Below are 25,531 nucleotides of genomic sequence, written 5' to 3' on the forward strand. Positions count from 1 at the left end.
AGTATGGCAAAAAGAGGAATACCAGAGGTAAATGCTGGGTCGATGGCCGACATTGCGTTCTTGTTGTTGATATTTTTCTTAGTAACGACAACGATTGAAACCAATGCGGGTATTACCACAAAACTACCTCCAAAACAGCCGGTAGATGCTCCTGAGCCACCTGCTGTAAAAGAGAAAAACGTTCTAGTGGTGGTTGTGAACAAAAACAACCAGCTGTTGGTGAACAATCAGGTAATGGAATTGAAGGATGTCAGAAAAGCGGCTGTTGATTTCTTAGATAATGGGGGTGATGGTTCTTGCACTCATTGTCGAGGAGCTAAAAACCAAGCGTCGTCTGACAATCCTGAAAAAGCTATTATCTCATTGCGAAACGACCGTGAAACGTCTTATAAAACGTATATTTCAGTTCAAAACGAACTCATAGCAGCTTATAATGATTTGCGTGAACGTGAGCGTCAGCGTTTGTTTCCAAATGAGGTTTCGTATACTGAGATGGATGCAGAGTACAACGCTGCAAGAACTCCTAAAAAACGTAAAGACGATTTGGAAGTTAAAATTAAAAAGCTTCAAGAGTTGTTTCCAAGAAAGTTAATTGAATCGGCTCCTAAGAAAAACTAAAAAAACAGAATTAAAATGTCTAAATTTACAAAGAAAAAAAGTGGAGAATTACCACCAGTTTCGACTGCATCTTTGCCAGACATCGTGTTCATGCTATTGTTCTTCTTTATGACAGTAACAGAGATGAAAAACAGTGATTTGATGGTTCAGAATAAGGTGCCTATGGCTGATCAAGTTCAAAAACTTGATAAGAAAGATCCGGTGGTGTACATCTATGCAGGAAAACCTCTTCCTAAGTATCAGGAAAAATTTGGTGTAAATGCAAAGATCCAAATAAATGATAAATTTGCAGATGTTTCGGAAATAGCTCCTTTTATCTTACAGTACAAGGATGGGATTCGTGAAGAATTAAGAGAGATGTTTATTACAGCTCTTAAGGTAGATGAGGAAACCAACATGGGTGTTGTGAGTGATATAAGAGAAAAGCTTCAGGACATTAACGCTTTGAAGATTAATTATATTACTAAAGAAGGTTCTGTATTGAAATAGGTAAAACAAATTTATCTGACTAATAAAATAAAAGGGGCTGTCCAAAAAGGGCAGCCTCTTTGTTTTTTAATATTTTTAAAACTAAGAAAAATGATTGTTTTATTGTTATAACTTATCATAGGAAGACATATATTCTGAGGTAATTATATCAAAAAAAACATTTGTATAACTAAATCAAATACGTTACTTTTGCATTATAAAATATTAGGTAAATTAGAGGGAGTTATGTCTATACTTCAAGAAATACAAAAGCGCAGAACCTTTGGTGTTATCGCCCATCCCGATGCTGGGAAAACCACTCTTACCGAAAAATTACTACTTTTTGGAGGTGCTATTCAAGAGGCGGGAGCCGTTAAGAGTAATAAAATAAAAAAAGGAGCTACCTCCGACTTTATGGAAATTGAACGACAACGAGGAATTTCTGTGGCTACTTCGGTTTTAGCTTTTAACTATAAGAATTACAAAATCAATATATTAGATACTCCAGGGCACAAGGATTTTGCTGAAGATACTTTCCGAACTCTAACCGCAGTAGACAGCGTTATCGTAGTGATTGATGTTGCCAAAGGGGTTGAGGAACAAACCGAAAAGCTAGTTGAAGTTTGTCGCATGAGAAACATCCCGATGATTGTGTTTATTAATAAATTGGATAGGGAAGGTAAGGATGCTTTTGACCTTTTAGACGAGGTTGAACAAAAACTTGGACTTTCGGTAACTCCACTCAGTTTCCCAATTGGAATGGGGTATGATTTTAAAGGAATTTACAATATTTGGGAAAAAAACATCAATTTATTTTCAGGTGATAGTCGAAGAAATATTGAGGAAACCATTGCTTTTGATAATGTAAACGACCCTGATTTGGATAAAATCATTGGTGAGAAATCGGCTGAAAACTTGCGTAGCGAGTTGGAATTGGTATATGAGGTATATCCACCATTTGATCGTGAAGCTTACCTTAATGGGACGCAACAGCCTGTGTTTTTTGGTTCGGCATTGAACAATTTTGGGGTGAGAGAGTTGTTGGATTGTTTTGTAGAAATAGCTCCATCTCCTCGTGCCAAGGCTAGTGATGAGCGCATTGTAAATCCTGATGAAAATACGTTTAGCGGATTTGTATTTAAAATTCACGCTAATATGGATCCGAATCATCGTAATCGTTTGGCATTTGTGAAAATTGTTTCGGGAACTTTTGAGAGAAACAAACCCTATTTACATGTTCGTCATGGTAAAAAATTGAAGTTTTCAAGTCCGAATGCTTTTTTTGCGGAGAAAAAAGAAGTGATTGATATCTCGTATGCGGGTGATATTGTTGGACTACACGATACTGGAAATTTTAAAATTGGAGATACACTTACAGAAGGCGAAACCTTGCAATTCAAAGGAATTCCGAGTTTTTCTCCTGAACATTTCCGCTATATTAATAATGCGGATCCTCTAAAATCCAAGCAATTGGAAAAAGGTATCGACCAGCTGATGGATGAGGGTGTGGCACAGCTTTTTAGACTTGATTTTAATGGACGAAAAGTTATCGGAACGGTGGGAGCGTTACAATACGAGGTTATCCAGTATCGATTGGAGCACGAATACGGAGCAAAATGTAGTTATGAGAGCTTCCCGATACATAAGGCTTGTTGGGTCGAAGAACCTGAAAATCCGAAAGATACCGAGTTTCAGGATTTCTTGCGTGTCAAACAAAAATATATGGCGCGTGACAAACAGGGGAATAGAGTTTTCCTTGCCGATTCGGCTTTCTCCATTGAGATGGTGAAACAAAAATATCCGAGCGTGAAGCTACATTTTACATCGGAGTTTTAAAATTCATTTTCGATTTGATTCACACTTGACTAAGATGATTGAATCTCATAAAAAAGTGTTTTAGGAAGAAAAAACAAAATAAAATCACATTAACTACCGAATTTCCTTTTTTCGAATGAGTATGAGAGGTTAGGCGGAGAAAAATATATAATTATGAAAGTACTTAATGAACGTCAAATTAAGATTGTAGAGTATTTAGATGCTGCAAGACATATCAGTGTTAATGACCTAAGCGAAAGGCTTAATGTTTCCGTGGTAACTATCCGTAAGGATTTGACTCTTTTAGAGCAGGAGGGGTATTTGCATCGTACACACGGGGGAGCGAGTAAGCAAATGCGATACGTTTTTGATCAAACCATATCTGAAAAGGAGACTTTACATGTCGATGAAAAAATAAGAATTACGACCAAGGCTTTAGAATATATCAAGGAAGGGGATTTCATTATTCTTTCGTCAGGAACAACTATACATTTGTTAGCCCAAAAGTTACCTGATTATAAGAATTTAACTGTTTTAACACCTTCATTACGTGTGGCTTTAGATGTTTGTAAACATCAGAATATTAATACGATACATTTAGGAGGAGAAGTTCGTAAGAATTCGACTTCTACTGTGGGGGCTTTCGCAGAAGAGACTCTTAGCAACTTTTTGTGTACAACCTTGTTTTTGAGTGTAGAAGGACTTGATTTAGATTTTGGAATTAGTACTACCAATGCAGGAGAGGCTCATCTGAACCGTAAAATGGTAGATCATGCGGACAAGTTGATTGTGTTAGCAGATTCTTCTAAGATGCACAAACGAGGTTTTGGTTTTATTTGTTATCTTGAGAAAATAGATATTTTAATCACCGACAATAAAATAGATCCTGAATTTGTTGAAGAGCTAGAAAAACGAGGTGTAGAAGTTGTGATTGCTTGATAAGTCGGAAATTTGGTAATTGTTTCTTTTTTCAGATTCATATATGGAATTTTATGAAAAACGAAAGGACAGAAATGTTGTGTAACATCAAAAGTAAAGAATAATAAACTTTGTTTCCCTACGTGGAAAATTACGTTATGGAATGGTACGTATATTATTAACCAGGCGTAATAACTAAACTGTGCAACACGGGCGTTATTTCACTCGAAGTAATGCCCGTTCGCATAAAAATTGTAAACCAAGTACTTAAAGTAGATTTTCTTTCATTTAGCAATAATGAAATTTCAAAATCAGGTACCAGAAAACGTTATAAAACTTCTAAAAACTCGTAATCTGTAAAAACAAACTAAAAAGAAATGAATGAAACTATCATAGCATTAGCAACAGCTTCGGGGAGTGGAGCTATTGCTATCATTAGAATATCAGGAAAAGATGCTATTTCAATTGCTGATAGCGTGTTTAAAGCACATCACGGAAGAAGTTTAGATAATTCTGATTCGCATACTGTACATTTGGGCTATTTTTTTGATAATAAGACGATAATAGATGAATGTCTTGCAACGATTTTTAAAGGAAATAAGTCATATACAGGTGAACCTACTGTAGAATTTTCTTGTCACGGAAGTAGTTATATCATTCAGAAAGTGATAAAAGTTTGTCTTGCCAAAGGATGTAGATTAGCAAAGGCGGGGGAATTTACTTTGAGGGCATTTCTAAATGGAAAAATGGATTTGTCACAAGCTGAAGCTGTTGCTGACCTTATTGCCTCCGACAGCGAAGCTGCTCACACTATCGCTATGAAACAAATGCGAGGCGGTTTTACTTCTGAAATTGAGGAACTACGTACTGAATTGCTGAATTTTGCTTCTTTGATTGAATTAGAACTTGATTTTTCGGAAGAAGATGTAGAATTTGCTGACAGAAACCAATTTCGTTCACTACTTTCAAGGATTCAGACTACAATTAAACGATTGATGGACTCATTTGCAACGGGAAATGTTATCAAAAATGGAGTTCCAGTAGCGATTGTAGGAAAACCCAATGCTGGGAAATCAACGCTTTTGAATGTTCTTTTAAATGAAGAACGAGCTATTGTTTCGGATATTGCGGGAACAACACGTGATACCATCGAGGAAGTGTTACACATCGGCGGAACAGCTTTCCGATTCATTGATACAGCAGGAATTCGTGAAACTTCTGATAAAATAGAAGAGATTGGTGTTAAAAAAGCGAAAGAAAAGATTACACAAGCTAATGTTTTATTATATCTTTATGATGAATTGGATAATCAACCTGAGGAAGTTATTGATTTTGTGAAAGAAGTATATCGAGACGACTTAAAGATAATTCTTTTGCATAACAAAGTAGATGTATCTGGTGGTGAATTTGGTGATTTCGACCGAAAATTGAAGTCGGAACTTGTTCCTAAATACACGGACACTATTTTGGGAATTTCCGCTAAGGAGAATATAAATATTGACATATTGAAGTCAGAACTTGCAACGTATGCTGAAAGTTTTACGTCCTCTGCAAATAATGTAATCATTAGTAATTCACGTCATTACGAAGCACTTTCTAATGCCCTTTCCGAGATTATAAAAGTCCAGGAAGGTTTGGAAATGAATCTTTCGGGCGACCTTCTTGCTATCGACATTCGTGAGGCTCTCTATCACCTTGGTACCATCTCCGGCGAAGTGACTAATGACGAAGTACTTGGAAATATATTTGCGAATTTCTGCATTGGAAAATAATGATAAAATAAGAATTTATTTATAGAAAGATGGCAATTAAAAAATCAGAGTTATATAGCTCTCTATGGAAAAGTTGTGATGAATTAAGAGGGGGAATGGACGCCTCACAATACAAAGATTATGTACTTACACTCTTATTTGTAAAATATATATCAGACAAATATAAAGGCAAAAAGTTTTCTGCCATAAAAATACCAGAAGGGGCATCGTTTGATGATATGGTGACATTAGTAGGTACGCAAAATATCGGTGATGATATCAATAAAAAAATCCTGAATCCTATTAAGGAAGCCAATAAACTAAACGATTTCCCTGATTTTAATGATGATACAAAATTAGGAAAAGGTAAAGATTTGGTGGATACTTTGAGTAATTTGATTCTTATCTTTAATTCGCCCGATTTGGATTTTTCACAAAATAACGCCAATGACGATGACTTATTGGGGGATGCTTATGAATATTTGATGCGGCATTTTGCCACGGAATCCGGAAAGTCTAAAGGTCAATTCTATACCCCCGCTGAAGTAAGTCGTATTCTTGCCAAAGTGATTGGTATCAACAATGAAAACTCAACCGTGCAAACTACGGCCTATGACCCTACCTGTGGTTCGGGGTCGCTCCTTTTGAAGGTGGGAGAGGAAGCCGAAAAAAGTATCACACTCTACGGACAAGAAAAGGAAATGACAACCGCCAACCTTGCGCGTATGAATATGATACTGCACGGCAATCCTTCGGCTGAAATAGTTGCCGACAATACCCTTGCGCGTCCTTATTGGAAAGATGAAAATGGAGATGGACTCAAAACCTATGATTATATCGTGGCAAATCCGCCTTTTTCCTTAAAAAATTGGAGCAATGGGGTGAATGTAAACAATGATGAGTACAGCCGTTTCGATTTAGGCGTTCCACCTGAAAAAAATGGTGATTATGCGTTTTTGTTACACATTATCAAATCGATGAAAACCACAGGAAAAGCCGCAGTAGTACTACCGCACGGGGTTTTGTTTCGAGGCAATGCAGAGGGCGATATTCGTAAAAAAATCATTCAAAAGGGATACATCAAAGGAATTATCGGTCTACCTGCTAACTTGTTCTATGGTACAGGTATTCCGGCTTGTATTTTAGTTTTGGACAAGGAGGACGCTGACACACGAAAAGGTATTTTTATGATAGATGCAAGTAAAGATTTTGTAAAAGACGGAAACAAAAATCGCTTGCAAGAAAAGGATATTCGGAAAATAACCGATGTGTTTCGCCATTTTACTGAAATTCCGAAATACAGCCGAATGGTGCCAATAGAAGAAATTGCCAATGACAAAAATGAATACAATCTGAATATTCCTCGTTATATCGACACACAAGAAGAAGAGGATACACAAGATATTGAGGCACATTTGTTTGGTGGAATCCCCGAGAAAGACCTTGCATCATTGCAAAGCTATTGGAAAATATTTCCCAATCTGAAAAACAGTTTGTTCCAAGAACAGCGAAAAGGTTTTTATGACCTAAAAATAGCAAACGAAGAAATCAAAAAAACGATTTTCAATCACCCTGAATTTGTAGTTTATAGAGAGCAACTACAAGCCACTTTTGACCATTGGGCAAACCAACAAAAACTTTACTTTGAGCAATTATACAAAGGTATACACCCTAAAAAAGAAATTGTAACATTGGGCGATGCGATTCTCCAAGCCTTTCAAGGCGATGCTTTGGTAAATCCGTACAATATGTACCAATATTTGATGACATATTGGGTAGAGGTGATGCAAGATGATTTTTATACCATCGCAGTAGAAGGGTGGCAAGCAGGTACACAATGGGAGAGAGAAATCGTTAAAGGTAAAAAAGCAAAAGACGGTAAACCTACAAAAGGCAAAGCCGTTGACGGATTAGACGGAATTATTGGCAAACTGATACCGCCTCATTTGTTAATCCAAGAATATTTTGCTAAAGAATGGGAAGCTATTACCGATTTTGAAGCAGAAATAGAAAACGCCAAAGCTGAATTAGAGGAAATACAGCAGGAAAACGAAGGCGAAAATGGTATTTTCAATGAATTGGACAAAGTAAATCTTACTTCCGTAAAGGCACTTTTAAAACAACGCAAAGCCGAGAAAGCACCCAAAGAAGAACTCGCCGTGATTGAAAATTATATTCGTTTGAATGAAGCCATTTCGAGTTTTACCAAACTGATTAAAATTCAGAAGGAAGTCATTGAAAAGTTGGTGATAGAAAAATACCAAAACCTCTCGGAAAGTGAAGTGAAGGATTTGGTTATCAATAAAAAATGGCTCAAGCATTTGGCGACTTGTCTTTACGAGGAAAAACAACGAATGAGCCAAGCACTCACAGGGCGAATTATAGAACTTGCCGAGCGCTACGCAGTTACTCTATCCGAAATGGAAACCGCTCTGCAAGACTATGAAACCAAAGTAAAACAACATTTACAGAAAATGGGTTGGCAATGGTAAAAACAAAATTTAAACATACAGATATTGGACTAATCCCTGAAAATTGGGAAGTGGTTAGGTTGGATGAATTATCGTGTAAAAACGGACTAATAAGAGGTCCGTTTGGTGGTGCATTAAAAAAACAATTTTTTGTCAAAGAGGGGTATAAAGTATACGAACAAAAAAATGCGATTTATAGAAACATAGACTTAGGTTCATATTATATTAGTGAAGCTAAATTTAAAGAATTACAAAGATTTGAAATCCAACAAGATGATTTTATTCTGAGTTGTTCTGGAACGATAGGTAAGATTTATAAAATTCCTAAATATTTTAAGAGAGGTATTATTAATCAGGCATTACTTTTAATCAGATTAAATAGAGATGTGATTGATTATAATTTTTTTAATTTTATTTTCAATGAAACAAAAATTCAAAATAAGATTATTGACGATACTCAAGGTGGTGCTATGAAAAATCTTATTGGTATGTCTGAGTTTAAAAAACTTCAAATTCCCCTCCCACCCTTTGCTGAGCAACAGGCCATCGTCGAAGTGCTGAGCGACACCGACCGCTGGATAGAAAGTATCGAAAACCTCATCACTAAAAAACAACTTATCAAACAAGGGGCAATGCAAAAACTCCTCACACCAAAAGAGGGTTGGGAAGTGAAAAAGTTGGGGGATTGTTTAGATTATATACAACCCACTCCTTTTTTGGTAAAATCAGCAGATTATAACTCTAACAACAATATTCCTGTTTTAACAGCAGGAAAAACATTTATTTTAGGTTATACAAGCGAAACAGCAGGAATTTTTAATAATCTACCAACAATCATATTTGATGATTTTACAACAGCTTCTAAATATGTTGATTTTCCATTTAAAGCAAAATCATCAGCAATGAAAATGCTTATATTAAAAAATAATGATAGTAATTTAAAATATTTATCCTACTCTATGATGAGTTTAAAATTTCAAGTTGGTGACCATAAGCGGCATTGGATTAGAGAATTTCAGAATATTGAAATCCCTTTACCTCCCATCGCAGAACAAAACCAAATCGCTTCCATTTTATCCGATATGGATGCGGAAATAGAAATATTGGAACAAAAGTTAGCCAAAGCCCAACAAATCAAACAAGGCTTGATGCGGGAGTTACTTACGGGCAAAATACGATTGGTAATATCTCAAGTTAAAAAAGAGATTAAGCCTTTGAAGAAACATAACAATCACTTCAATGATGCAGTACTCATTGGGGTAATGGCGTCGTGTCTTGGCTCTGAAAATTTTCCATTAACAAGGTTTAGATACACTAAAGTTTCCTATCTTTTAAAGAGATATAAAGATGAACAAATTACAGAGTATCTGAAAAAAGCCGCTGGACCTTACAATCCTAAAACGAGGTATGGAGGAGCAGAAAAAATTGCAATCGAAAACAAATATGTTGCTATAAAAAAACGCTCTTATAAAGGAAAAGAATATGAAGGATTTTTAGAAGCAGAGAATATTGAGCAAGCTTTAGGTTATTTTAATAGATGGTACGGAGAAGGTGCTCTAAATTTTATCAAGCAATTTAAATATGAAACCAATAATAATTTAGAACTTTTAGCAACTGTGGATATGGCAATACAGGATTTAAAAGAAGAAAATAAAGAGATAAATTTGAATTCGATTAAACAGTTTATCAGAGAAAACGAGGAATGGCGTGATAAACTCAATCGTTCTGCATTTTGTGATGAAAATATTGAAATAGCCATTAAAAGATTAGATAATTTATACAACTAAACCATGATCAACCCAACCGAACGAGTAACCCAAAATCGTGTAATCCAACTTTTTAAGGAGTTGGGCTATACCTACTATGGCAATTGGGAAGAACGCGAAAATAATAGCAATGTAGAAGCCGATTATCTTCGTGCTTTTCTACAAGCCCAAGGCTATACCCAACCACTTATCAAAAAAGCTATTGACAAAGCCACTGAACTGGCACAAACCAATGCAGGAAATATTTACGAACGAAACAAAAATTTTTATTCGCTCTTGCGTTATGGCGTAAAAGCAAAGGAAAATATCGGTGAGCAAAACGAAACCATATACCTCATTGATTGGAAAAACTGGGAAAACAACCATTTTGGCATCGCCCAAGAGGTTACCCTTAAAGGAAACAAAACTCGCCGTCCCGATATTGTTTTGTATGTCAATGGGATTGCTTTGGGGGTCTTGGAACTCAAACGAGGCACAGTGGATATTGCCGAAAGTATCCGACAAAATATCTCTAATCAACAAGAAAAGTTTAACGAAAATTTCTTTACTACCATTCAATTTATTTTTGCAGGAAACAATACGCAAGGTTTGAAATACGGTACGATTGAAACTCCTGAGAAATACTATCTGTCGTGGAAAGAAAATCTGCGAGACAACGAGGGCTATAAATTGGATAAATACTTGAAAAAACTATGTGCCAAAGAACGCTTTTTAGACATTATTCACAATACCGTAATTTTTGACGCTGGGAGGAAAAAACTACCGCGTCCGCATCAGTATTTTGCACTAAAAGAAGCCCAAAAATTCATTCAACGAAACGAAGGGGGCATCATTTGGCACACCCAAGGTTCGGGCAAAAGTATTTTGATGATGTTCGTAGCCCAATGGATTTTAGAAAATGTGAGCAATTCCCGTGTTGTTTTACTCACCGACCGCACCGAATTGGACAAGCAAATCGCTGATAATTTTGAAAATATGGGCGAGCAAGTGGCTCGTACGCACTCAGGTAAAGAATTGATGCAGTTTTTGACCCAATCCACCCCTCGCTTAATCGCTTCGCTCATTCATAAATTTGGCAATAAGGGAGAGAACGATTACAAAACTTTTATCACGGAAATAAAAAACAACCCACTACCGGTACAAGGCAATGTGTTTGTATTTGTAGATGAATGCCACCGAACGCAAAGTGGAAAACTCAACGAAACGATGAAAGCCGTTTTGCAAAAAGCTGTTTTTATTGGGTTTACGGGTACACCACTCTTGAAAGAAGACAAGCAAACTACAATGGATGTATTTGGTAGATATATCCACACTTACAAATTTAATGAGGCTGTTGAAGACGGTGTGGTAAAAGACTTGGTGTATGAGGGGAGAGATATAGACCAAAATCTGTCTTCTCAGGAAAAAGTAGATGCTTGGTTTGAAGCCAAAACAAAAGGTTTGAATGATTTTCAAAAAAAGGAATTAAAAAAACGCTGGGGAACGATGCAAAATGTATTGAGTTCTCGCTCTCGTATGGAAAAAATTGTTTCTGATATTGTTTTTGATTTTTCGGTAAAGCCACGCTTGTCATCAGAAAAGGGAAATGCTATTTTGGTGGCATCAAGTATCTATGAAGCCTGTAAATATTACAAATTGTTTCACGAAACCCCTTTGAAAAACAAGTGTGCCGTGATTACTTCTTACAACCCGCAAACCAAAGACATTACCACCGAAGATACAGGCGAATTTTCGGAAACTGACAAAGAATATATCTACAAAACTTACGAAGAACTTTTAGCGAATATTACGCCTTTAGCGGGTAAAACCAAAACCGAAACTTACGAGGATTACAGCAAGGACTTGTTTATCAAACAACCCACACGAATGAAACTGCTCATAGTGGTTTCTAAACTACTGACAGGTTTTGATGCCCCTTCTTGTTCGTACATTTATATCGACAAAAAAATGCAAGACCACACCTTGTTTCAAGCCATTTGTAGAACAAATCGTTTGGATACAGACGATAAGGATTTCGGCTATATTGTGGATTATATGGGTTTGTTTGACAATGTTACTGATGCCATCAATGTCTATACATCTGAATTGGATACCGAAAGTTTTACAAAAGAAGATGTGGAAATCACTTTAAAAGAACGCTTGGGTATGGCTCGCGAACGCCTTGAAAATGCGTTGGAAACCTTGGAGCTTCTTTGTGAGGCGGTAGAAGATCCAAAATCCGATTTGGATTACATTCATTATTTCTGCGGAAATACCGAAATACCTTCCGATTTAAAAGCCAATGAGTTTAAACGCTGGGCGTTGTATAAAGCAATTGTTTCGTATATACGAGCTTTTGCCAATATAAAAGCAGAATTAGAGTTAGCAGGCTATACCGAAAAAGAAATCAATCATTTTGAAGAGCGATTGGATTTTTATTTAAAATTGCGCGAAACTATACGTATCGCCAGTGGTGAAACATTGGATTTAAAGGCTTATGAGTCTGATATGCGTCATCTTATTGATAATTATATCCAAGCAGACGAATCAAAAGTTATTTCTCCGTTTGAAGATATATCTTTGTTAGATTTATTATCGTTGGATATTTTTAAAGCGGTAGAGAAATTACCGGAAAGTATTCGTTCCAACCCCGAAGCCGTAGCAGAAACCATTGCTAATAGCATAAGTTCCAAAATTATTGAAAAACAGCTTTTAAATCCTATTTTCTTTGAAAATATGTCTCAATTACTCCAAAAGTTGATAGAGGAATACAAAAAAGGAGCTTTGAAATACAAAGAATATCTGAACGAAATGGCTGAATTGGCTAAAAAAGTAAAAGCAGGACAAGAAGACAACACCCCTTCTTCCATACGAACTATTGGTATGCGTGCTATTTATGATTATTTGAACAAAAATGAGGAGATGACAATCGTATGCGAACAAGCTATACAGTATTCCAAAAAAGAGGGATTTAGAGAAAATATCCAAAAACAAAACGAAATAAAAGAAGCTATCTACCAAGTGATTAAAGACGAAACAAAAACAGAAGCAATTTATCAGATAGTAGAACAAAATAAGCTGGATTATTAGATGTCGGTACTGTTAACATTCAATGATATAGAGGTAGTGCTTACCTTTAAGGATATTAAAAATCTACACCTAAGGGTGCATCCGCCTTTTGGAAAGGTAACCTTATCTGCTCCCCAAGGTATGGATATAGAGTATCTTAGGGTGTTTGTCAGTACCAAGTTGGGGTGGATTCGCCGAGAAAAAAAGAAAATCATTTCCCAAGAAAGAGAAATTGATTATCTGTATATCACCAATGAAAGTCATTATTTCTTTGGCAAACGCTATCTATTACAAGTTACAGAGTCCGACAAAAAATCGAAAGTAGTACTTCATCATAGCAAAATAGAAATCATTGTGCCAGATAAAAACGATAAAGCCTTTATAAAAAAGAAACTCTACCAATGGTACCGCCAACAACTTCGAGCGTTTTTACTAGAAACAATTGAGCATTATAAGGAAAAAATGAATGTTTCCCCTGAAAGTTTTGGTATTCGAAAGGTAAAAACAAAATGGGGTAGTTGTAATACAAATGCCAAAACCTTGTGGTTTAATATCGAATTAGCCAAAAAACCGAAAGAATGCATTGAATACATCGTCGTTCACGAGTTGGTGCATTTAAAAGAAAGAAATCATAATAAAAATTTTATTTTATTAATGAACAGGTATTACCCCCATTGGCAATTGAGAAAAAAACAACTCAATGAGTTGCCAATATAGAAGGAGGAAATAGAAAAGATATAAAGACTTTAATCGTACTAATTGGAATTTTCGATTGGGATTATCCACGCAAGTTCTGCTGAATTTGGTGTATTATACCGATGGTTCGGCAAGAACTATCAACTTGGGAAACAGGAAAGTAGTTTTCAAAAAAGCAAGTCCTAAAAATTTATCAGCCATCGGGAAAATTAGTGGTTTGGTAATTTAGGCACTTAAAGAACTTGGTAAGGAAAATGTTCGTGATTAGGAAATAAAAATCATCTTAAAATATTTGAAAAATGAAGAACTCCACCGTTTGGAACACGATATAAAATTGGCTCCCCAATGGATACGAATCATAATGAGAAAAGCCCTTCCAAAAGATGAGGAATAAATTTTTGAAACTTCCAAAAAAAACGCGAATCAATACTTTATCTAGATAGTAATAAGCGACAAATTATTTTTGAACCACAAAAGGCTTGTATCTATTTCAAAAAAACAGAATAAATTTAAAAAATTATGAATGTAGGAATCATTGGTTGTGGTTGGTTAGGGGAGCGGTTGTTGAGTCACTTGTCAGACAAGCATCGTATGTATGTGACAATCAGGACGAAAAGAAATCTATCTACAGACAACTATTACCATTGTTTAGAAGTCGATTTTGATAATTTTATTCCAGGCAAGTGGCAAGTTTTGTCCGATTTAGATAGTATTATCATAGCAATACCTTTTGGACGTAGATTATCTGTCGAAATATTGCAAAATCGACTTAAAAATATTTGCAATTTTATTGAAGGATTCAATAAACAGTTGTTTTTTACAAGTTCTGTGGGGATATATCCATCAGTCAATGGAATTATTGATGAGAATTTTCCAATTCCAGACTTGCAACCCGAATTATATTTTGTAGAGAAGTATCTGAAAGATAATTTTCCAAAGATAAATATTCTTCGTTTAGGAGGATTGATGGGGGATGATAGATATTTAAGTAAATATGTCGTTTCGGAACCTCATCAAAAGGTAAATCACATTCACTATCAGGATGTTTGTCGAGTTATTGAGCGAATAATGACATTTGGGTTGCATTTCAAAACATACAATATTGTAGCTCCCAAACATCCTACAAGACAAGAAATTATGAATCATCAAACAGGCATTCACTTACCACTTGAATCCGCTTATGGTAAGATAGTTACTTCTGAAAAAGTCATTCGAGAATTGGATTACGATTTTTTATATCCAAATCCACTGTATTTTTGACCAAAGGATAGTCAGTGTACCTATTGTGACTGTAGAATGAGCTTTGTAGGACTTATTTCTATAAACTTGACACGCTGAGGCGATTATGATAGCTCTAAAGTATTTTTTGTTTTATTATTTTAGTACAGTCTTATATCTAAACAAAAAGGATTTCCAAAATTTAGAAATCCTTTTTGTTTTGTGCATAAAACTTTATTTAGTTTATCGCATCAGAAAGTTCAGAACCTGCTTTAAATTTTACTACATTTTTAGCAGCAACCTTAATCATCTCCCCAGTTCTTGGATTTCTCGCTTCTCTTGCTTCCTTTTTAGCAATCGACCAAGAACCAAAACCTACGATAGCCACTTTATCTCCATTTTTTAAGGCTTTTTCTACATTTGAGAAAAAAGACTCTAAAGCTTTTTTAGCAGCCGCTTTTGTGATGTCCGCATCAGCAGCGATTACATCAATTAATTCTGTTTTGTTCATAAGTATCTTTTTTTATATACAGTTAACAGCACAAAGGTAATAATATATTTAACGTAAACAATGTTTCAGACTCAAAAACCGTAATTTTATGTGAAGTTTAACAATTTAATTCCTATTTTCCGCTAAAATCATTCTTTTATTGGTGTAAAATGCTCAAATCTTAATGAATCTTTCATTGGGAATAAAGATTGCATTGTGTCAATTTGAGAATGAATATACTTCATTTGGTCATCTAAATCACTCTCATAGATACTATTGATTCGTGTAATAAGTCCGTTAAACGTATTTTTAATTTTATCAATATGCTGATTGATTGCAGTTTCTTCAAAATCAGAATTGTTTTTTACATTATCAGCCAGTTCCTTGATCTGAGTTTGAAATAACCTAAATCTTGATTTGATGGCAAGAGAATTGATCGGTTCAGGGAATTTATCTTCAGCCAAAAGTTGGTTTAGCTCCTCATCTAATTGCGTTAACCACAAATACAATGAAAAATAAGAGCTTTTTACATTTGTTTGTTGATTTACGATTTTGTCAGAAAATTGATGTATTTTTGAAAAATATTCAGGAGGAACTTGCAAGGTAGGTCTGTAAAAAATGATATTCTCTCCTTTTTTAGCATCTTCATTGAAAAGAATTTGTATGCTGTACGTAGCTCCTTGTTCAGGGGTAAATTGTAACTGTAATTCTTTCCAATCATCCGATAAGTTTAGTTTTCGTCCTGCTTTGTTGTGAGTTTCTGTATTAAGCTCAAAATTAGATTTTTGTAATTCCTTTTGCTCATCTAAAAAAAGTAATGCTATTTCATTTTGGTTTATTCCTTTTACAAAGACAGAGAGAGTATATGGTACATTTTTAACCAAAAACATATCCCATTGAACAAAAGAAAACTCACTTTCACTATCTTTTTCAAAACGATAAATAGTATCTATGGTATTATTTTCCAAGCTTCGCCAATCCCGTTCCACAAAAGCGTTTTTTAAAATTACATTTGTATTTTTCGGATAAAGTCGTTGATAAATCCGCAGTGAATCAGGTGTTGTTGAAACTAAATTCTCGGTATTTTTAATTTTTGTAGGAGCCATACTAACGATAACTTGTATCAGAGACTGAAATGACTGCCAATTTTGCAGGTCATGAGTAGATTTCGGAGAAATATCAGTTACACGAAATTCTTCAAAATTAACTGTTTTCACTTGATATTCTTTCGGAAGTTGCTCTTTTTCAGTGCTATTATCACATGAGATTAAAAGAACAAATCCTATAGCATATATTTTGATTCCTTTCAAAAATAAGGATTTCAAAGCAGTCTTTGCAAAGGTAAATGAGAATATTTTCATAATCATGTAAAATATAAAAGAAAACACCAAAGCCAGACTTATATCCATAAGCCTGGCTTTTAGTGATAAATCTAAAACCTAAATGACTATTTAGCTAACTTATTAATATGTTTTGATAAGCTACTTTTCAAATTAGAAGCTTTGTTAGCGTGAATGATATTTTTCTTAGCTAACTTATCAATCATAGAAACAACTTTAGGAAGAGCTTCTTTTGCTTCTTCAAGATTCTCCATTGCGCGCAACTTTCTAACCGCATTACGAGCTGTTTTGTGTTGGTAGCGATTGCGTAATCGAGCTGCTTCATTTCTTCTGATTCTTTTTAATGCTGATTTATGGTTTGCCATATTATAATTTTCTTAATTAGTTGTTATATGATATAACTTTTTTAACCATCATATTTTGTAGCCCGTAGGGGAATCGAACCCCTGTTACCAGGATGAAAACCTGGCGTCCTAACCCCTAGACGAACGGGCCAATAAATTATAAGTATTTCTAAGAATAAGTAGCCCGTAGGGGAATCGAACCCCTGTTACCAGGATGAAAACCTGGCGTCCTAACCCCTAGACGAACGGGCCAATATTTTTTGCAGGTGAACTTATTTCTTCATTGCGGTTGCAAAGGTACAATAATTTTTTAATCCTGCAATATTTTTGAAAGAAAAAAATATTTTTTTTTGTATTTTTTTTATAGTTTATTTTTAAGGTGTTTATAATCAGTGTTTTATTAAACAGCTAAATTTATTTTATAATCTATTTTTTTAGTTCTATTATTTCCTTTCTCCGAAAAAATGAAGTTATGATTTATTAAAGGATAGGGGAGGAGGTCAAAACTATTGTTTTTCAAGCAAACATTTTATTTTTTTTGAAAATAGTAAATTATCCTTTTCTTAGTTAGAAACCTTTTGTAGAAGTAAATAAAAATACAGGGAGAAGAATATGTTTTTAACTCAAAGTGCTTAGTAATGAATTAATTTTACTTGTCTCAAAGTTAAAACAAATATTTACAGTTATTTTACCCCTAGAACGATTGACTTTGGGATTTGTGCTAAGTGATAAAAACAGAGTCTTGATATTGCTGAAAATGATGTAAAAGAGAGAAACTTAGAAATCGGTTGAATGTAGATTTCAGTGAGGTTTGAGATGCTATTTTAACTTCCAAAAGTGTCTAATCAAAAAAGGCTACTTTCAAAAGTAGCCTTTTGGATTTTATTATTTTTTTAAATAATTACAATTTTGGAGCTCCCTTAAGTACTTGTGCATCAGCTCCTTCTTCAAATCCTTTATCTTTGAAATTTTGTAAGAATGCTTCCGCTAATTCTTTTGATTTAGCAGCGAATTGAGCTTTATCGTCCCAAGTATTTTCAGGATTCAAGATAGCTTGGTCAGAAACTCCTTCGCAAGATTGTGGCACTCCAAATCCGAAAATTGGTAACTCTTTGTACTCAACTTTGTCCAAAGCTCCTGTAAGAGCTGCAGTAATCAAAGCACGAGTATCTTTCAAGCTGCAACGTTTCATTTTTCCGTTGTAACCTGTGTTTACCAACCATACGTTAACACCTGATTTCTCGATTTTTTCAGCCAACATTTTTCCGTATTCAGCTGGGTGAAGTGGCATAAATGCTGCTCCGAAGCAAGCTGAGAATGTTTTTTGTGGTGTAGTAATTCCTACCTCTGTTCCTGCAACTTTTGAAGTATATCCTGAAACGAACTGATAAGCAGCTTGTTCTGGAGTCAATTTAGAGATTGGAGGCAATACTCCGTAAGCATCAAAAGTTAAGAAGAATATATTTTTAGGATTTTTACCTATTGAACCAGGTTGAATATTAGCTATGTGGTGAATTGGATACGAAACACGTGTATTTTCAGTGATTGAAGTATCTGCAAAATCAACCTCTCCGTTATGCATAATAACGTTTTCAAGGATCGCTCCTTTTTTGATAGCCGCGAAAATTTCAGGCTCTTTTTCAGGTGTCAAATCTACTACTTTTGCATAGCAACCACCTTCAAAGTTAAATACAGTGTTTTCAGGAGTCCATCCGTGTTCATCATCTCCGATTAGGTGACGGTTAGGGTCAGCTGAAAGCGTTGTTTTACCAGTTCCTGAAAGTCCGAAGAAAATCGCTGTATCGCCATCTTTACCAACGTTTGCAGAACAGTGCATTGGCATTGTGTTTTTGAATACAGGAAGTACGAAGTTAAGTGCAGAGAAAATACCTTTTTTCATTTCTCCTGGATATCCTGTTCCACCGATTAAAGCGATTTTTCTGGTGAAGTTCAAAATAGCAAAGTTTGATTGACGAGTTCCATCAACAGCTGGGTCAGCCAAGAATCCTGGTGCGTTGATCACCAACCACTCTTCTTTGAAGTTTTCTACTTCGCTGTCTTCCAAACGAAGGAACATATTGTAAACGAATTGTGCACTCCAAGGAAGTTCAGCAATAGTACGAACATTTGTACGATAGTTAGGGTCAGCACAAACGTATCCATCGTGAACAAATAGTTCTTTTCCTGAAAGATACGCCATTACTTTGTCGTAAAGAGCATCAAACTTAGCTGAATCAAAAGGAATATTCACTTTTCCCCACCATACGCGGTCTTTTGTAATGTCATCTTTTACGATGAAACGGTCTTGTGGTGAACGACCTGTAAATTTTCCTGTTTTGATAGACAATGCACCAGAGTTAGCCTCTTCAGCTACACCTTTTGCAATGGCTTCCTTGTGCAACTCGTCAGCTGAAAGTTGGTAGCGCACGTTTGCATTTTTAATTCCGTAATTTTCAACAGAGATTGTGTTTGGTTTACTCATAACTCTTGAATTTTGTAAAATTGTTTATAATTAATTTCTTTATGTTTATATTACGATTTTTATGTCCTTTTTTCGGAAGGTAAAGGTACTAATTTTTTTTGAAATATAAAATGAATTTGATATTTTTTTTATGCAAAAAATACGAATTTCGTATTTTTTTACTTAAAACGTTTGAAACTATCTGAAATACTGATACATATGTTTTCATATTTTTCATTCCAATTACCCCAATAGTAATCACTTTTTCTTTAAATTATCCGCATTTGCAATTAGTCTCATCGTTTCCGCAACCTTTTTTTCTTTTTTTCTTATAGAAAAAAGTACGTATCAAGAAAAAAACGGCTATTATAACTAATGTATAAGCGATAATTTGTTGGATGTCCATTTTCTATTTTTTAAATACTTCAAAATATTGTCTTTCCAAAGTTTCTCTATGGTCGGGGTGTGCGATGTTTATCATTGCTTTGATTCGCTCGTGAATATTTTTTCCAAATAGATGAGCTACTCCATATTCTGTAACTACGTATTGTACATGCGAACGTGTGGTGACTACTCCAGCACCTTGCTTCAAAAATGGAGTGATGCGACTAACTCCTTTTTTGGTCATCGAAGGCAAAGCTATTATTGATTTTCCTCCTTCGCTGAGTGATGCTCCTCGTACAAAATCAATTTGTCCTCCGACACCAGAGTAAAGTCTTGTACCAATGGAATCGGCACACACTTGTCCTGTTAAATCCACTTCAATAGCAGAATTTATGGAAATCATTTTAGGTTGCTGACGAATCACTGCAGGATTGTTGGTGTAGGAAGCTTCTAACAATTCTACAGAAGGGTTGTCATTGACAAAATCATAAAAATCTCGTGAACCCATCATAAACGAAGCTACTACTTTGCCTCGTTCCGATTTCTTTTTTGAACCATCTACCACACCTTGTTTGATGAGGTTGAGCATTCCCTCAGTAAGTAGTTCTGTATGGACTCCCAAATTTTTCAGATGTCCCATTTTTGACAATACTGCGTTGGGGATGTTCCCTATACCTAATTGGAGTGTACTTCCATTCTCAATTAAGTCGATAATATGATTTCCTATCTGATCCTCAATTTCGTCGGGTGTGGTTGGCGACACTGCAAAAATTGGTTCGTCATGCGATACCAAATAATCAATATCGTCAATGTGAACAAAGGCATCTCCAAAAACACGAGGCATGTATTTGTTGACTTGTGCAACAACCCGTTTAGCGTTTCGCATAGCAGCTTTACAAGCCTCTACGGAAACTCCAATGGAACAATGTCCGTGTATATCGGGAGGTGAAACTTGAATTAAGGCTACGTCTACAGGAATGTGTTTTCGGTCAAATAACAAGGGTAAATCACTCAAAAAAACAGGTGTGTAAGAACCATTACCTGCTTCGAGCGTGTGGCGTACATTCTTTGATAAAAAGAAAGAGTTTACAAAGAAACTATCCTTATATTTTAGGTCTGCATACGGAGCATCGCCCTCCACATGGATATGTCCAATAGTTACATTTCTCAGTTCGGAAGCCCGTTGTACTAAGGCATCGACCAGTCGATTTGGAACGGCGGCTCCTCCTTGAATATAAATAAAATCATTACTTTTAACGATTTTCAAAGCCTCTTCAGCGGTTGTGTATTTAGTCATATACTTATATGGTGTTATTTTCTTTCAAAGGTACAAATTTTTATGAAAAATACAAGTTTTTTATTTGGCAAAACCTATTTTAGTGGGGTTCGAGTCTTCTTTTAATTCTTTCACATCAATATTAGTCAATTCGGCTAAGGAGTATGGTCTATTTACTTTGATATTTTTATCATTAGATTCTAAATATTTGTTACACTTTTCAACCGATAATTCCTTAAATTTATATTCAGCAATAAGTCTCCCTTTTCGCAAAAGAGCAGGATCTATTTTTGAAATATCGGAATTAAATGTGCCAATCAATTGACACTCCAGCACATCGGACAATATGCCATCAGCGATGTTCAAAATTGACGAAACAACGTCCGTATTGCTATTGAATGTGGTTCGTTCAGCGATGTAGTTCTCACAATCCTCCAATACCAACACCGAATTGTTATTTTCCATTAGTAAACCTATGAATGAAGGGTCAGTGAGTTTTCCTATCATTGTGGTAGGTACGAAGATAAACTTCTTATTTGGAATTTGACTTGTTAACCATTTGATATAGTTGGTTTTGCCTGATCCTGCAATGCCGTGGAATAGTATAATGCCTTTGTTCTCATTGGTTAAACTATTTTTTACACGATGATGTACCTCCATAAAATCATCGTTGTACATAGTTTCAAAATCAATGCGATATGGTTTTATGATGTGGGTTCTGATTTCAAAACCAAATTTGGTCATCAAAAGTATTGAAACTTTTGATTCCTTTGAAATATGTTTTTCAATATATTCAGAAAAAAGAGTATCTAAATTTTGCTTTGCCTTTGGATTTGTATTTTGGTAATAAACATGGCTTACTTTGAACAATCCCTCTTCAAAAATTTGGTTGTCATATTCATTTGATAAGTTTTTATCAATCAATATAAAAGCTTCTAAATCAGGGTGAAAATAACACTGTTCCGATTCAAAAAGTTCATTTTGTTTGGAAGCGTACTCCACCGTGTAGTAGTCTGTACATTTTTGAAAATGCTTCAATTTTTCACGATGAATGACCAAATCTTCATCCGCAAGATAAATCGATACCATCAAACTGTTGAGCAAGGTTCGAAATGGATTGTTAAACGATAGTATGTTGTGTTTATCAAAAAGTTCGATACGTTCGTCACTATCCAATTGTAGGATTTTTATAGGTCGATAATATTTGGATTCTGTTATTTTCATATACTACATAGATTCTATTTACGGTAAATACTACTTATTTTTGTAATAAAATCATCCGTAAAGTCACTCATTTTTTCGATGATAATGTCCGACTTTGAAAGGTCTTGTACTCCCGAATTAGGATTTTTAAAACCAATACAATGCATTCCTGCACTTTTGGCAGCTTGAACACCGTTTTTGCTATCTTCCAATACCCAAAAATATTGAGCATCAATGTTATATGCTTCAGCTACTTTCAAAAATATATCAGGAAAAGGTTTGCTGTATTGTACATCGTCCCCACTCATTATTACATCAAAAAAATGTGCTATCTCAACTTTTTTTATGAAATAATCAATTAGTTTTCGTGATGAGGAGGATGCTAAGGAAAGTAAAAAACCTCTGTCTTTTAGTTTTTGTAGAACATATTTAACTCCTTCAATTTCATTGACTTCGATTTGTTCAAACCGTTTATAGAAGTACTCACGGTGAAAAGTTAACAATTCATTTGCCGATTCAGTACGTTTCGCATCTTGTTTTACCTTTTCCCACATGGGAACAGCAGACATTCCTGTTAAGTCTCTTTCGATATATTCTTTTGAAAAAGGAATGCCTAACTGTTCAAAAACTTCGTAAATAATTTGTTGGTGCATGGGTTCGCTATCCACCAAAACACCATCCATGTCAAAAATAAAATGTTTTGTCATTAGTGAAAAATAAACTAATCCAATTTTTTGTTAATTACCAACTTGTTCAGAGCTTCGATGGTAACATCTAAATCTTCATAGCTCAGAGCGTCGTTAAGGAAATAACTTTCGAAAGCACTTGGAGGTAGATAAATTCCTTCAGCAAGCATTCCGTGGAAATATTTTTTGAAACGATCAATGTTTCCTTTGGCCGAAGATTCAAAGTCAACAACAGGATTTTCGTTGAAATGTAGTGAAATCATTGAACCAAAGCGATTTATTTGGAAAGGAATGTCGCTTTTGGACATCACTTCTTCAAATCCGCGGTGTAGATATGCGGTTTTTTCTTCCAAACTTTTGAACACCTGTGGATTGTCATTTAATGCTGTAAGCATAGCCAGACCTGCACTCATAGCCAACGGATTCCCACTCAGTGTACCTGCTTGATAGACAAGTCCTTCAGGGGCTAAATGATTCATAATTTCATTCCGAGAAGCAAAAGCACCCACAGGTAGCCCTCCTCCAATAACTTTTCCAAAGGTTACAATATCAGCTTGAATATCAAGCACTTCTTGCGCTCCTCCTTTCGCTAAACGGAAACCTGTCATCACCTCATCGAAAATGAGTAATGCTCCATTTTCCGTACACAGTTTTCGCAAGGCTTCCATAAATCCTGCTTTTGGAGGTACACACCCCATATTTCCTGCAACAGGTTCAATGATTACCCCTGCAATTTCATCTTTATTCGTTTCAAAAAGGGATTTAACCGACTCGATATCATTATATCTTGCCAAAAGCGTATCCTTGGCGGTTCCTTGTGTTACCCCTGGGCTATTTGGGCTTCCAAAGGTTGTAGCCCCGCTTCCTGCTTGGATCAAAAACGAATCCGAATGCCCGTGGTAACAACCTGAGAATTTGATGATTTTTTCACGTTTAGTATATCCTCTCGCCAAGCGAATGGCACTCATACAAGCCTCTGTTCCGCTGTTCACAAAACGAATCTTATCAATGTTAGGCACCATTGAAACGGCTAATTCTGCAATTTGGATTTCGATTTCTGTAGGGATTCCAAATGAAGTTCCTTTTTTAGCTTTTTCGACAACAGCTTCAACCACAGGAGGATAAGCATGTCCTAAAATCAGAGGACCCCACGAAGCTATGTAGTCAATCAATTTACGTCCGTCCTCATCATACAAATAAGCTCCTTTACCTTCTTTAATAAAAATAGGCTCTCCGCCCACTGCATTAAACGCCCGAACAGGTGAGTTCACACCACCTGGTAGCACCTTTTTCGCTTGAGCAAAAAGCTCACTACTTCTTTTATATATCATTGTGTTAATATATTGATTTTTAATAGTTTATTGTTCATAGGTTACTACATACGTCATTTCTTTTTCGCGCATTATAGTTTTCCAAACCTAAGCTACAAAGTTACTATTTTTTGAGATTTATAAAAAATATATTTTCATAAAAATGTTATCTATCATAAAAATACTATCTTTGTACAATGGAAAAACTGAATTTTAATGATTATTCATTTCGGATTAAAGAAGTTGATTCTAAGCGTTTTATCTTTGATGAAATCCGTAGAAAATTTGTGGTGTTACAACCCGAAGAGTGGGTGCGTCAGCATGTTATTCGCTATCTGATTCAGGAAAAAGGCTATCCCATATCACTTATAAATGTGGAGAAAGAATTAAAAATAAATGATATATCCAAACGCTACGATATAGTTGTTTTTTCAAAAAACGGAGATATTCTTCTTACGGTAGAATGCAAGGCTCCACAAGTTCAGATTACACAAAAGACTTTTGATCAAATAGCACGTTATAATTTGGTTTTAAAGTCTGATTTTCTGATGATTACTAACGGTTTGAATCACTATTTCTGTACGGTGGATTACGTTCAAAAAAAGTATATCTTCCTCAAAGATTTACCAGCATATTCTGAAATAAAAGGATAAATTCAGACCGATTTTCAAATTTAATGGAAATGTCATATGCTACTTCAAATTACAGAGGTGACTTTTTGAGAGTAGATTAAAAAAGTTAAAAATTTTGTTAGAGAGTAAATTTTCAGTACCTTTGCCCCAAGTTCATACAAAGAACCCCAATGGGGTCGATCGGTTTTGACAGTAAGTCGAATTGAAATGTAAGCATACCGAGCTATGAAATTAATGCTCGTTAATCTCTATTTCAAACTTTTAAATGGCGAGAATAACTACGCTCTTGCTGCCTAATCTGAAGTTTAGTAGGATTTCTGGCTAAGTCTCTACAAGGTAGGGAAGCGAGATGTCTCTGAAAAGCCCTTGTTGACGGCGGTTCGTACAGAGGCACCATAAAAGTCAACATTGAATCGGATGATGGTTTCCGCTGAAGATTCGGATTTTAGGGAACTAAGCGTGTTGTGGGCGGTTTTTGGTCAGCAACGCGACGAAAATCAAACAAAAACTAAGTATGTAGAAAGCCTTTGAATTGCTTATTTGGACGAGAGTTCGATTCTCTCCGACTCCACAATAAAAAAGGATAACTATTTTTAAATTAAATAGTTATCCTTTTTTTGTTTACCAATTTGTACA

General features: G+C 35.3%; 21 protein-coding genes, 2 tRNA genes and 1 other RNA gene. 13 read left to right on the forward strand and 11 right to left on the reverse strand.

All coding sequences use genetic code 11. The features are described 5' to 3' along the window. The first annotated feature begins 3 nt into the window (after positions 1 to 3). From CGC52_RS10075 to CGC52_RS10120, 11 genes are all read left to right on the forward strand, one after another. Positions 4 to 618: a biopolymer transporter ExbD gene (locus tag CGC52_RS10075; protein WP_042345410.1), complete on the forward strand. Its 615-nt coding sequence runs from the start codon at positions 4 to 6 to the stop codon at positions 616 to 618. 15 nt (positions 619 to 633) lie between these two features. Beyond that, entirely contained in the window at positions 634 to 1,107 is a 474-nt protein-coding gene (locus CGC52_RS10080) for a biopolymer transporter ExbD (RefSeq protein ID WP_042006162.1), read from the forward strand. 225 nt (positions 1,108 to 1,332) lie between these two features. Beyond that, the gene (locus CGC52_RS10085) at positions 1,333 to 2,922 is read left to right on the forward strand and encodes a peptide chain release factor 3 (RefSeq protein WP_042345408.1); all 1,590 of its coding nucleotides are present in this window, start codon (positions 1,333 to 1,335) and stop codon (positions 2,920 to 2,922) included. 153 nt (positions 2,923 to 3,075) lie between these two features. Continuing rightward, positions 3,076 to 3,840: a DeoR/GlpR family DNA-binding transcription regulator gene (locus CGC52_RS10090; protein ID WP_042010454.1), complete on the forward strand. Its 765-nt coding sequence runs from the start codon at positions 3,076 to 3,078 to the stop codon at positions 3,838 to 3,840. Positions 3,841 to 4,196: 356 nt separating this feature from the next. Then, a complete protein-coding gene (gene mnmE, locus CGC52_RS10095; RefSeq protein WP_095894291.1) occupies positions 4,197 to 5,591 on the forward strand; it encodes a tRNA uridine-5-carboxymethylaminomethyl(34) synthesis GTPase MnmE in 1,395 nt (464 codons plus the stop codon). 29 nt (positions 5,592 to 5,620) lie between these two features. After that, positions 5,621 to 8,062 carry a type I restriction-modification system subunit M gene (locus CGC52_RS10100; RefSeq protein WP_095894292.1) on the forward strand — a complete coding sequence of 814 codons (2,442 nt, stop codon included), beginning with the start codon at positions 5,621 to 5,623 and terminating at the stop codon, positions 8,060 to 8,062. After that, positions 8,056 to 9,828 carry a restriction endonuclease subunit S gene (locus tag CGC52_RS10105; RefSeq protein ID WP_095894293.1) on the forward strand — a complete coding sequence of 591 codons (1,773 nt, stop codon included), beginning with the start codon at positions 8,056 to 8,058 and terminating at the stop codon, positions 9,826 to 9,828. Before CGC52_RS10100 ends, CGC52_RS10105 begins: the two co-directional genes overlap by 7 nt. Positions 9,829 to 9,831: 3 nt before the next feature. Beyond that, positions 9,832 to 12,876, forward strand: coding sequence for a type I restriction endonuclease subunit R (locus CGC52_RS10110; protein WP_095894294.1), 3,045 nt, complete (start codon positions 9,832 to 9,834; stop codon positions 12,874 to 12,876). Then, positions 12,877 to 13,572, forward strand: coding sequence for a M48 family metallopeptidase (locus CGC52_RS10115; RefSeq protein WP_095894295.1), 696 nt, complete (start codon positions 12,877 to 12,879; stop codon positions 13,570 to 13,572). Positions 13,573 to 13,627: 55 nt separating this feature from the next. Then, positions 13,628 to 13,780 carry a DUF6088 family protein gene (locus CGC52_RS11265; protein ID WP_157909036.1) on the forward strand — a complete coding sequence of 51 codons (153 nt, stop codon included), beginning with the start codon at positions 13,628 to 13,630 and terminating at the stop codon, positions 13,778 to 13,780. A 290-nt stretch (positions 13,781 to 14,070) separates the two neighbouring features. Further along, entirely contained in the window at positions 14,071 to 14,811 is a 741-nt protein-coding gene (locus CGC52_RS10120) for an epimerase (protein WP_095894296.1), read from the forward strand. A 196-nt stretch (positions 14,812 to 15,007) separates the two neighbouring features. Here CGC52_RS10120 and CGC52_RS10125 read toward each other — a convergent pair whose 3' ends face one another. The 11 genes from CGC52_RS10125 to hemL form a co-directional block, all read right to left on the reverse strand. After that, positions 15,008 to 15,280 carry an HU family DNA-binding protein gene (locus CGC52_RS10125; RefSeq protein ID WP_095894297.1) on the reverse strand — a complete coding sequence of 91 codons (273 nt, stop codon included), beginning with the start codon at positions 15,278 to 15,280 and terminating at the stop codon, positions 15,008 to 15,010. 128 nt (positions 15,281 to 15,408) lie between these two features. Next, entirely contained in the window at positions 15,409 to 16,668 is a 1,260-nt protein-coding gene (locus CGC52_RS10130) for a hypothetical protein (RefSeq protein WP_095894298.1), read from the reverse strand. Between the two features lie 38 nt (positions 16,669 to 16,706). Then, a complete protein-coding gene (gene rpsT / locus CGC52_RS10135; protein WP_042009424.1) occupies positions 16,707 to 16,964 on the reverse strand; it encodes a 30S ribosomal protein S20 in 258 nt (85 codons plus the stop codon). A gap of 58 nt (positions 16,965 to 17,022) precedes the next feature. Continuing rightward, positions 17,023 to 17,094: transfer RNA gene (locus tag CGC52_RS10140), tRNA-Glu, on the reverse strand. Positions 17,095 to 17,123: 29 nt separating this feature from the next. Continuing rightward, positions 17,124 to 17,195 (reverse strand) — tRNA-Glu (locus CGC52_RS10145). A gap of 649 nt (positions 17,196 to 17,844) precedes the next feature. Beyond that, positions 17,845 to 19,425, reverse strand: coding sequence for a phosphoenolpyruvate carboxykinase (ATP) (gene pckA / locus CGC52_RS10150; RefSeq protein WP_042343344.1), 1,581 nt, complete (start codon positions 19,423 to 19,425; stop codon positions 17,845 to 17,847). A gap of 253 nt (positions 19,426 to 19,678) precedes the next feature. Next, the gene (locus CGC52_RS10155) at positions 19,679 to 19,810 is read right to left on the reverse strand and encodes a FeoB-associated Cys-rich membrane protein (protein ID WP_095894299.1); all 132 of its coding nucleotides are present in this window, start codon (positions 19,808 to 19,810) and stop codon (positions 19,679 to 19,681) included. 3 nt (positions 19,811 to 19,813) lie between these two features. Continuing rightward, entirely contained in the window at positions 19,814 to 21,085 is a 1,272-nt protein-coding gene (locus CGC52_RS10160; RefSeq protein WP_095894300.1) for an acetyl-CoA hydrolase/transferase family protein, read from the reverse strand. A 60-nt stretch (positions 21,086 to 21,145) separates the two neighbouring features. Further along, entirely contained in the window at positions 21,146 to 22,288 is a 1,143-nt protein-coding gene (locus tag CGC52_RS10165; protein WP_042343346.1) for an AAA family ATPase, read from the reverse strand. 14 nt (positions 22,289 to 22,302) lie between these two features. After that, complete coding sequence (locus CGC52_RS10170) at positions 22,303 to 22,974, reverse strand: HAD family phosphatase (RefSeq protein ID WP_095894301.1); 672 nt, start codon at positions 22,972 to 22,974, stop codon at positions 22,303 to 22,305. Positions 22,975 to 22,988: 14 nt separating this feature from the next. Further along, positions 22,989 to 24,284, reverse strand: a complete 1,296-nt coding sequence (gene hemL, locus CGC52_RS10175) for a glutamate-1-semialdehyde 2,1-aminomutase (RefSeq protein ID WP_042343348.1) — start codon at positions 24,282 to 24,284, stop codon at positions 22,989 to 22,991. 176 nt (positions 24,285 to 24,460) lie between these two features. Between hemL and CGC52_RS10180 the strand changes: the two genes are divergently transcribed. Both CGC52_RS10180 and ssrA read left to right on the forward strand, forming a co-directional pair. After that, on the forward strand, positions 24,461 to 24,916 hold the full coding sequence (locus tag CGC52_RS10180) for a type I restriction enzyme HsdR N-terminal domain-containing protein (protein WP_042343349.1): 456 nt from the start codon (positions 24,461 to 24,463) through the stop codon (positions 24,914 to 24,916). A 151-nt stretch (positions 24,917 to 25,067) separates the two neighbouring features. Beyond that, positions 25,068 to 25,469, forward strand: a transfer-messenger RNA (tmRNA) gene (ssrA, locus tag CGC52_RS10185). Positions 25,470 to 25,531: the final 62 nt, after the last annotated feature.

Source organism: Capnocytophaga sp. H2931 (assembly GCF_002302535.1).
GTDB classification, from domain to species: domain Bacteria; phylum Bacteroidota; class Bacteroidia; order Flavobacteriales; family Flavobacteriaceae; genus Capnocytophaga; species Capnocytophaga canis.